The organism is Methylobacterium crusticola, from assembly GCF_003574465.1.
In the GTDB taxonomy this organism is placed as follows: domain Bacteria; phylum Pseudomonadota; class Alphaproteobacteria; order Rhizobiales; family Beijerinckiaceae; genus Methylobacterium; species Methylobacterium crusticola.
In genome coordinates this window covers 1-905 of record NZ_QOWC01000490.1, presented here as the reverse complement: position 1 = coordinate 905, position 905 = coordinate 1, and the positions used below count along the sequence as shown (strand labels likewise).

Genomic DNA, 905 nt, shown 5'->3' with positions numbered 1-905 from the left:
GTAGAGCTTCGTGGCGATCTCGAAGATCTCCTCGGGGGCGTAGTCGGGGGCGAAGGCGCCGTAATTGCCGTCGAGCTCCGGGATCTTGCCGCCCTCGGGCAGCCCGTCCACGATCTCGAGGCTGCCCGGCGGGTCGCCCGGCAGCGCCACCTCGTCGTTCGACCACACCCCGGCCGCCTCGGCGTAGTCGGACGGGCTGAAGCGGTACAGGCGCCGGTGGCTGCCCTCGTCCAGGTACTTCTGGCACTCGGGGATGCGCGCCAGGTTGATGTTGGGCGTCGGCAGCATCTTCTCGATCTCGACGCCGGTGAGCTTCTTGAGCGCCAGCGCGTAGGCGTGGGCGTGCACCGAGCCGCGCACCAGCAGGTAGCCGCAGACCTCGCGCCCGGTCGGGTCCTTGAGCGTCTCGTAGACGCGCAGCTTGTGGATGCGCGCGCCGCACTCGAGGTGGAAGTTGTGCAGGAGGTCGATGATGACGTTGCCGGTGGTGGTCACCATGTCCATGTTCCAGGACGCGGCGTTGCTGTTCATCGGCATGGCGCCGCCGCCGTTGCTCAGGAAGCTGCCGGCCAGGCGGATGTCCTGCATGGCGTGGAACGGGGCGGCGGCGACGTCGACCTCGGGCGTGGGATCGCCCGGCCCGTTGTTGAGCATGCTGACGCCGGTCGAGACCAGCTCGACGTGGCCGAGCTCCTCGGCGAAGATGCAGGAGACCAGGCTGTAGAACGGCCGCAGCTTGGACTTGTCGCGGAAGTTGAAGCTCTGGAACATGTAGTTGCCGAGCGTCGACATCTCGCCGTACTTGCCGCCCAGCAGCTCCTGGAGCGCGGCCGCGGCGTTCGGGTCCGGGCGCTTGGGCTGCGGCAGCTCGGCCTGTAGGCGATCAATCCTCATGAACATGACGG

At 67.8% G+C, this 905-nt stretch carries 1 protein-coding gene; it reads right to left on the bottom strand.

Annotated elements, in window-relative coordinates; genetic code table 11:
• A partial coding sequence (locus DT057_RS35065) for a manganese catalase family protein (protein ID WP_128566576.1) occupies positions 1–900 on the bottom strand: 900 nt, incomplete at its 3' end.
• Between the last annotated feature and the right edge of the window lie 5 nt (positions 901–905).